The organism is uncultured Faecalibacterium sp., assembly GCF_900066275.1.
Classification (GTDB): Bacteria; Bacillota; Clostridia; order Oscillospirales; family Ruminococcaceae; genus Faecalibacterium; species Faecalibacterium taiwanense.
In genome coordinates this window covers 1-7,331 of the sequence record NZ_FMFG01000059.1, presented here as the reverse complement: position 1 = coordinate 7,331, position 7,331 = coordinate 1, and the positions used below count along the sequence as shown (strand labels likewise).

10 protein-coding genes and 1 pseudogene are annotated in these 7,331 nt (G+C 40.0%); 2 read left to right on the top strand and 9 right to left on the bottom strand.

The window, feature by feature from the left end; translation table 11 throughout:
• From QZL71_RS12555 to QZL71_RS12525, 7 genes are all read right to left on the bottom strand, one after another.
• On the bottom strand, positions 1 to 241 hold a 241-nt coding region (locus tag QZL71_RS12555; protein WP_294649043.1), incomplete at its 3' end, for a DUF3847 domain-containing protein.
• 115 nt (positions 242 to 356) lie between these two features.
• On the bottom strand, positions 357 to 605 hold the full coding sequence (locus tag QZL71_RS12550; RefSeq protein ID WP_249257839.1) for a hypothetical protein: 249 nt from the start codon (positions 603 to 605) through the stop codon (positions 357 to 359).
• A 152-nt stretch (positions 606 to 757) separates the two neighbouring features.
• Positions 758 to 1,864, bottom strand: coding sequence for a hypothetical protein (locus tag QZL71_RS12545; protein ID WP_294649040.1), 1,107 nt, complete (start codon positions 1,862 to 1,864; stop codon positions 758 to 760).
• A 49-nt stretch (positions 1,865 to 1,913) separates the two neighbouring features.
• Positions 1,914 to 2,162, bottom strand: a complete 249-nt coding sequence (locus QZL71_RS12540; RefSeq protein WP_223385112.1) for a hypothetical protein — start codon at positions 2,160 to 2,162, stop codon at positions 1,914 to 1,916.
• Between the two features lie 85 nt (positions 2,163 to 2,247).
• Positions 2,248 to 2,394: a cyclic lactone autoinducer peptide gene (locus QZL71_RS12535; RefSeq protein ID WP_249257837.1), complete on the bottom strand. Its 147-nt coding sequence runs from the start codon at positions 2,392 to 2,394 to the stop codon at positions 2,248 to 2,250.
• A gap of 78 nt (positions 2,395 to 2,472) precedes the next feature.
• Positions 2,473 to 3,057, bottom strand: coding sequence for an accessory gene regulator ArgB-like protein (locus QZL71_RS12530; protein WP_249257836.1), 585 nt, complete (start codon positions 3,055 to 3,057; stop codon positions 2,473 to 2,475).
• 481 nt (positions 3,058 to 3,538) lie between these two features.
• On the bottom strand, positions 3,539 to 4,246 hold the full coding sequence (locus tag QZL71_RS12525; RefSeq protein ID WP_223385111.1) for a hypothetical protein: 708 nt from the start codon (positions 4,244 to 4,246) through the stop codon (positions 3,539 to 3,541).
• 295 nt (positions 4,247 to 4,541) lie between these two features.
• Here QZL71_RS12525 and QZL71_RS12520 point away from each other — a divergent pair, with 295 nt between their 5' ends.
• On the top strand, positions 4,542 to 5,240 hold the full coding sequence (locus QZL71_RS12520) for a LytR/AlgR family response regulator transcription factor (RefSeq protein ID WP_294649037.1): 699 nt from the start codon (positions 4,542 to 4,544) through the stop codon (positions 5,238 to 5,240).
• Positions 5,237 to 6,502: a sensor histidine kinase gene (locus QZL71_RS12515; protein WP_294649035.1), complete on the top strand. Its 1,266-nt coding sequence runs from the start codon at positions 5,237 to 5,239 to the stop codon at positions 6,500 to 6,502. The genes QZL71_RS12520 and QZL71_RS12515 overlap by 4 nt, the downstream gene beginning before the upstream one ends.
• Before the next feature lie 84 nt (positions 6,503 to 6,586).
• Here the strand turns inward: QZL71_RS12515 and QZL71_RS12510 are convergent, their stop codons facing one another.
• Together QZL71_RS12510 and QZL71_RS12505 are read right to left on the bottom strand one after the other, a co-directional pair.
• Entirely contained in the window at positions 6,587 to 6,868 is a 282-nt protein-coding gene (locus QZL71_RS12510) for a DUF6061 family protein (RefSeq protein WP_223385108.1), read from the bottom strand.
• 88 nt (positions 6,869 to 6,956) lie between these two features.
• A pseudogene (locus QZL71_RS12505) lies at positions 6,957 to 7,235 on the bottom strand (DNA topoisomerase); the annotation flags it as partial.
• Positions 7,236 to 7,331 lie beyond the last annotated feature (96 nt).

Below are 7,331 nucleotides of genomic sequence, written 5' to 3'. Positions count from 1 at the left end.
GGAACGAGATTTTCAGCAGTTCCATCACCTGATCATCGGTCAGTTCTCCCGGACAGACCAGAAAGCTTTCCAGCATTCCGGCACGGGTGCAAAGACGATGCACACGCTCTCTCCGGTTCAGCTCTGACATCCGGCGTTCAAGAATCTTCTCCCGGTGCTGGCAAGAGCGCAGCTTCTGCTCTGCTTTGGCTTTTTCGCTGCGGAGGTAGGCTAGGTCGGTTTTCGGTTGGGTCAACGGCATCACGCTCCTTTACAAAATAAAGAGCCAAACAATCAGATCTGCTTTGTACTGATTGTTTGGCTAGGAAAAACGTGTATGATTTTTGCGGTTTACTCGAACTCTTTCAGAAAAAGTTTTATTTATGTTTTTGATAAGCTTTCTCGATTAAAAATCCAATTACATAGGATATGGCAATCGTCAATAACCATATCCATACTCCGGGGTGACTACGTAACTGTTCTATCTTTCCTGGAAGCATATCGGGGGATATTTTCGATTTGTTTGCCTCTACAATAAAGTCTCCGATGGTTTGTCCGACAATAATTCCTATAAAATTTCCAGTTGAAATACTTATCGATCTAATATGATGATCCAAAAAATCCATAAGTACTGGAATAATCCAAATATAGAGATAGTGATTTCGGCTCGTCCAATCAAAAAGGTAGATATTTCCAAGGAATCTAGTGGAAACGATGTATAGTATCAAAAAACTCCCTATATTAATAAAAAGAAAACAATACCTATTTTTCAATGCTATCACATCCAGTATTCCGTGGCAGAAAGCCATGCCGACCCGGAATTCAACTTGTAAAAACGTTTGATATTCTTATTCCATTCATCCATAATTTGAATGTAGAAATCTCCTGAATAATAATCTCTATACCCAAAAGCGAGAATCCAATGCCATGCGATAATACTATCAGCCAAAAGGAGATCGCATGGATGATCATAGTCCAGTGCATCTTTTAGCGTATCAAGAACGGCCACAGAAGAACAACTCAAGTTATATCCACAGCTGGAAAAATACTTCTCGACTTTTCCGGAAAGTTCAAATATTGGTCCGTTTCCGACAACATTATGTACAGCAATAAAGGTGTCACGAGCACTTCCTTTTTCAAGGTCAAAGTATCCCTGATTGGAAAAATACATTGCCAGATTTGTTGCTGCCGTTGCGCCACAGTGATCGTGAGCAATATCATTATAGTCATTCATCTGAACCCATTGAACACCACTTACCGGAAGCCTTTTCTCGCTATAACCACCAGAAGGCATATCATCCCACTCAATGAATCCATAATCCCCATCACCTGTTGGAAATGCCGGATAACGCTTTCTTATCTCACTACACTGCTCTAAAATAGCAGATGCAAGCGGCTCATTATCATCTTGCAACTCAGGATACTGCGAGTACAAATCCATCATTCCCTGAGATTCACTTGAAAAGACACTAAAATCAGAGTCATTAACAGAGAATGGACCACCATACACAATATGTGTCGTTGGAGATTCATTCAAGATTTTACGAATTAGAGGATTATCATCTTCGCCAAATTCAATTACAGTCGGATTCTTTATATTATTATTAACGATAGCGTATCCTCCGTTTTCCAACTTTCCATAATATGCGACAATGTTTCCAAACTCATCATACAGAGGGATAATTTCGGCAATCACGGATTCTTTTGGCCAAAGAATTGTACCGTTATCGGGTGCTGAAAGAAAATAGTGCATAGAAACCAAAACATCCAACGAATCCATACCCGGACTTTCCATTGCGTACGCTGAAGGCGCAATAGAAGCAAGAGCAGTTGTCAGAAATGTAGCATGAAGACCACTCATAAAACTTCTTCTAGATATTTTCATATTTGTATCCTCATAATTAAGATTAGATAAATGTCTTTATTTGAAGCTATCAAAAATTTTGCTGAATATACTTGTCTAATTGCTTTGCTGTATTATAAACAGTTATTAGATTGTTTAGCATTGAACTTGATGCCGCAAAAATTCTTGCTAAGTAATTTAAGACTCTGCTTATTTTTGTGATATTTGAAACGATGCTGTCAATTGCTTCGATTTCAGTTCCGCCTTGAATTGTAAGTTCTTCTTCTGCTGTAATATATGAAAAATCAGCAGGAAACCGTATGGAACTTTCTGAATTCATGGTATCTCCTTTGTAGCCAATACTGTTACACTTACAACTTTGTGCACTGGAATCACTTCCTTTATCAATATTTTGTTGTCTGATATTATTCGTTGTTAAGAGATTCGGGAACATCCGGTTGGTATGCCGTAAATCCGCAAGTGCTGTTAACACTCAAGATAGCGAGTGCCATGGCCATCACACAAGTGAATTTACCAAAAATCAACATCCATTTTTTATTGTGCGTTTTCATGATTTTCACCTTCCCAAATTTTAATTTGTATAATCAAGGCAATCATCATAACATTATGAATGAAGCCCCTTTCGACAATTATATAGTACGAGCTGGTTTTATTTTTTGATAGAGTGGACCTACTGCAAATATAACTAGAACCCATTTGGAGAGATAATAACAAGTTACAATACGGTTATTTGGAAGCATATTTAGAAGCGTAATTATAAAATCCACTGCGGAGAGTGTCGATGCGATTATCTTATATTTCAGACGTTTCTTTTCGTTCAAAGGCTTATTTTTCGCTTCAACGGGTGCGAAAAGAATCGAAATGCTCAAGAGAAGTGCTGTTGTCATAATGCGGAAAATATAAGTGACTACAATCAATTTGCTCAGCAAAACACAAATCAAAAACATCCCAGAGAACGCAAAATAGCAGCGTATGTGTGATGTCGCATGGTATCCACCAATATAGATCCGTTGGAGAACAAATCCAAGCAAAAAGGAAAGCGAATAACGAAAGTCACCACATATAATGGAAACAAGTACAACAATCAGGACGCTTATAACAGATGAAATAAGTAATTCATATCCATAGACATAAGCAGCTGCATCGCAGGTGTCAATTACATCTTGCTCACATAGCTTATTTACAATTTTCTGAGAAAGTGTCCGTTCCCACATTGTAATGTCACTCCCAGTTTGGAGATTTTCAGCTTCAATGTACCATAGATTTTTTTGAAATCAAGACTTTTGGCAAAACTGGTCGTTTTGGCGGCAAAAGTGGTAAGCCGAGTTCTAATTAAAGCAGGCAGAGTAATAGCCATCCACTTGCAATTAATGCAGATGGATGGCTATTAGTTTTACTTTTGGGGAGCAAGCTTTCCGGTTTGATGAATCAAGATAGAACTAATACGAGATTCTATTTTTTCTTGTGACCTTTTATGCTCTTTATGACAATATACATTATTATGAGTACACAAATACTTCCGCTTGATAGGCAAAGAACCTTATCCACTGTTCGCAATGCTCCAACGGCACTCCTCATTTTCCAATAGTACAAATCATAGGATAAACTCATTATTGAAAATGTAAGAAGTCCATAGTACGCTTTTTTCATTAATTACTGATATCCTTATTGATTTATCCTTGTGTCATCAAAGATTTACGGCATCACATAATAATCTTCTGCATGCCACGTTGCGCTACCACCATATGGTTCCATAGGAACATAAGAACTTGTCCATGCAGAATATACTCTAGCATTCCCTGATCCAATATTTGTAAGATACTCAATCAATATTCCATTTTGACCATGATTGCTTGCAGTATCAACTTGGTTGAAATTGAGCCAGCTTAAAACAAATTTTGCACCATTTGCAATTTCAACAACGGCAGATGCAAGAAAGGCATATCCCCATTTTTCGGAAATGTATTTAACAATAGCACCCGTTCCCATTGAACTTATCTTGTCGATGATATAGCTTCGAATATCGGGAACCTGTTCTGAAATCCATATATTTACGTTATTTCTTGGCAAATAGGTCTGGTATACCACGCAGGTCAAAGATGTGATCCAACCGTTTTTAAGATCACTGTATGAGCCGCCTTTAGGCGCGTATCTCTGAGATGCTTTGGCTCCCGTTTGTTTGAGTACAGGGCTGCTTTGATAAATATCATAGGAGCCGTCTGTTTGCTGATATATAATAGCATCAGAGCTAATTACGCTCTTATATCCCTCTGGCAGTTCGGAATATGGGATTCTTTTACCTTTTGAGGCTATTCCATTTGATGCGAAAGCTGTCGATGAAAGAGCTGTAAACGCCAACGCAAACGAAAGCAAAATTGCAATGAATCTTTTTGTGAATGTCATTTTTTGCACCTCTTTCTACAGAAATTGTCCTTTTAATGTTATTGGATTCAATTAATGTTATGAGTTCTGCATTGGAAGCACCCTTTCTTGACTCTTGAAAGTTATGTTCAACATTGTAAAGACACATACAGATAATATAACTTGCAGCTTCAATGTACCATGGAGTTTTCTGAAATCAAGACTTTTGGCAAAACTGGTCGTTATGGTGGCAAAAGTGGTATGTCAAGCCACTTGTCAGGCGCAAATGCACAGTTTATAATAGTGCCAGAAACATTACTTTGTGGAGGACGACAAAATGGCAAGGTATCGAATTGCAGTCTGCGATGATGAACCTTCAGAACTTGAAGATATTGTTCAAATCGTTCGGCGATATGATGTCCATGGCGATTTTGACATTGAGAATTACACAGACGGTGCAGCACTTTTAAGTGATCTACAGCTAAAAAAGAAGTTCTTCGATCTTCTGCTGCTTGATATCGAAATGCCTTCAAACGGATTCCAGTTGGCGCAAACCTTAACGCAGATGGAAAAGCATCCGTTGGTGATCTTTGTTACTAAGCGGCATGAATACGCTGTGCAAGGATATGGCATTGCGTTCCGTTATCTGGTGAAACCACTTGATGAATCGCTTTTTACCGCTGCAATGGATGCCGTTGTCCAAGAATTGAATTCCAAGCACTTTACCGTTGAATATGAAGGAGCTACGCTTTCATTGGAGACAGCGGAAATTTATTATCTGGAAAGCCATGGGCATAAAGTTTTGATTCATTGTAAATGTCAAGACATCACTCTGCGAATGACGATTCCAGAAGCCTTAGAACAGTTGCCAAAACGGTGTTTCGCTTCACCGCATAAAAGCTATCTTGTAAATATGGAGCATATTGTCTATGCCACTGGAACGACAGTTGTTCTGTCCAGCGGAAATCAATTGCCAATCAGTCGGAGGAAGCGTCAGGAGTTCAATCAGAGCTTTAACGCTTATTTGGGAAGATGATATATTATTTTGTTGAATTTGCCGGGAGTTTTGCCAACATCGCACTGCTTGTACTTTTCGTTGACCGTTTATTCCAGAAAAAAGATTTGTATTTGCGATGGTTCTATCTTTATATTGCGCTTCTAATAACTGGGCAATGTATATTGAGCCTGTTTCCCACTTGGGTGATGCCACGAACGATTTACCTTCTGCTGGGAGGTTTTCTTCTGGCAATTCTGTTTTATGAGGCACAAATATGGCAAGCTATATTTGCAAGTGCTGCATTTTTTACGTTGATTGCAGTGGTTGAAGTTCTTGCAATGCTCCTTATCGGACTGCGCATCCAAGACACAGAGATTCTAATGCAAGCTGGAGCAGCCAGACTGATTTATGTGGTGTTCTCAAATCTGATACAGATTCCATTGGTTGTTTTAATCTCGCATTTTTTCAGTCGAAAAGAAAATGTACTGCGTATTCTCTGGCTGCTGCCAATCATAGTTATTCAAATTGCCAGTATCGCAGTTTGTTATGTGGTACAGTATCATGCAGCAGATGAAAATTTTCCAGACTACCTGATTGGTTTGATGGTGGTACTCCTCTTAATGAATATCCTAATCGTTTTCTATGTGGAGGCCCTCCGAAAAAATGAGCAGGAAAAATTCAGAGCAGAATTTAACGAGCAGCAATATCGCTTGCAGATGGAGTATTATCAGCAGCTAAAGGAGCGGCAAGAAGAAACACGAGCCCTTTGGCATGATATTAAAAAATATATTTTGGCAATGCAGGCTGTAGCGGAGCGTGGGAATTCCGAAGAACTCCACAAAATTGTACAAGACGCAACGGATGCTTTTGAACGTTCCAAAAATATTTCTACGATTGGAAATCCAGTTGTGGACTCACTGTTAAATCAGTATTTACATACAGCAGAAGAAAACAGTATCAAAGTCACTCTGGACGTAACGATTCCAGAAGTCCTATCTATTTCTCCATTATCTTTAAGCATCTTGATCGGAAACACGTTCGACAATGCAATTGAAGCCTGTTGCGGTTTGCCACCAGAACAGCGTAAAATTCATTTGCAACTGCGCAAACAGTATCGAAGCCTTCTCTACCGCCTTGACAATCCATACAGTAATGCCTCTCACAGCCTTCGGGTTGGCAACCATCATGGATATGGGCTGAAAAATGTAAAACGTGTAGTGCAGGAAAGCGATGGTGATTTTTATGCCGAGAAAAAGAATGGAACTTTTACTGTAAAAGCTCGATTGAACTGCGAGAATTAAAAATATTTTTATTTATGATAACAACCCTTCATTTGTAGTTACTGCAAATGAAGGGTTGTTGTTCTATGTAACTTGTTTTTTATTTTAATCCTCTAGTCTACCATGGTCGCAACCAAGTGAGAGATAATGCTCAATCTCACCACCCAACACAAGCTGGGCATACTCCAAGGGCTTGTTGTAGAGCAGCCAATCCAGCTCTGCTTGCTGCGCAGGGGTGTTGCCGTATTCGTCCTCAATAGCGATGCAGTCGATGGAAAGAGTGGCTCCATCCTCAAACCGGACTTCCACCCGGTTGGTGTCCATGTTGTAGCGGCAGGAAAGCACTTTTTGAGAGCGATTATGGTCAAAATTCTGATTTCGTTTCATTTGAATGGCTCCTTTAATGATTTTAAGGTTTGATTTTCAACGAGATGAGGTCTCTTTTTTCTTTCTCTTAAGTCACCCAACCGCACTATCCTGCATCGCAACTGTTCACGATGCTGTCTACGTCCGGGCGATTCATCAGCTTTTGCAGGATACCGAACTGCTTTTTGGTGGACGCTGACACCAGATACTGCCACTTTTGCGGCAGGATGGGCAAGTCTGCGATGCTCCACTTGACGTATTTGGCATCGTAGATGTTGGGCGGTGCCAGTTCCACCAAGTGCCCCACGCACCAGCTTACCAGATAGCCGTTGCCCTCAAGGTAGCCGTCCTGACGTCTGGTGGCACCGAGGACTTTGGCATAGGACATGGCGACGGACGGTTTCTCCGCCACGATCAATTTTGCGATAAGAATCCCTCCAATCTGTTTCGGATTGCAATATGTAAGGCGGCAAACGCCGCCAAT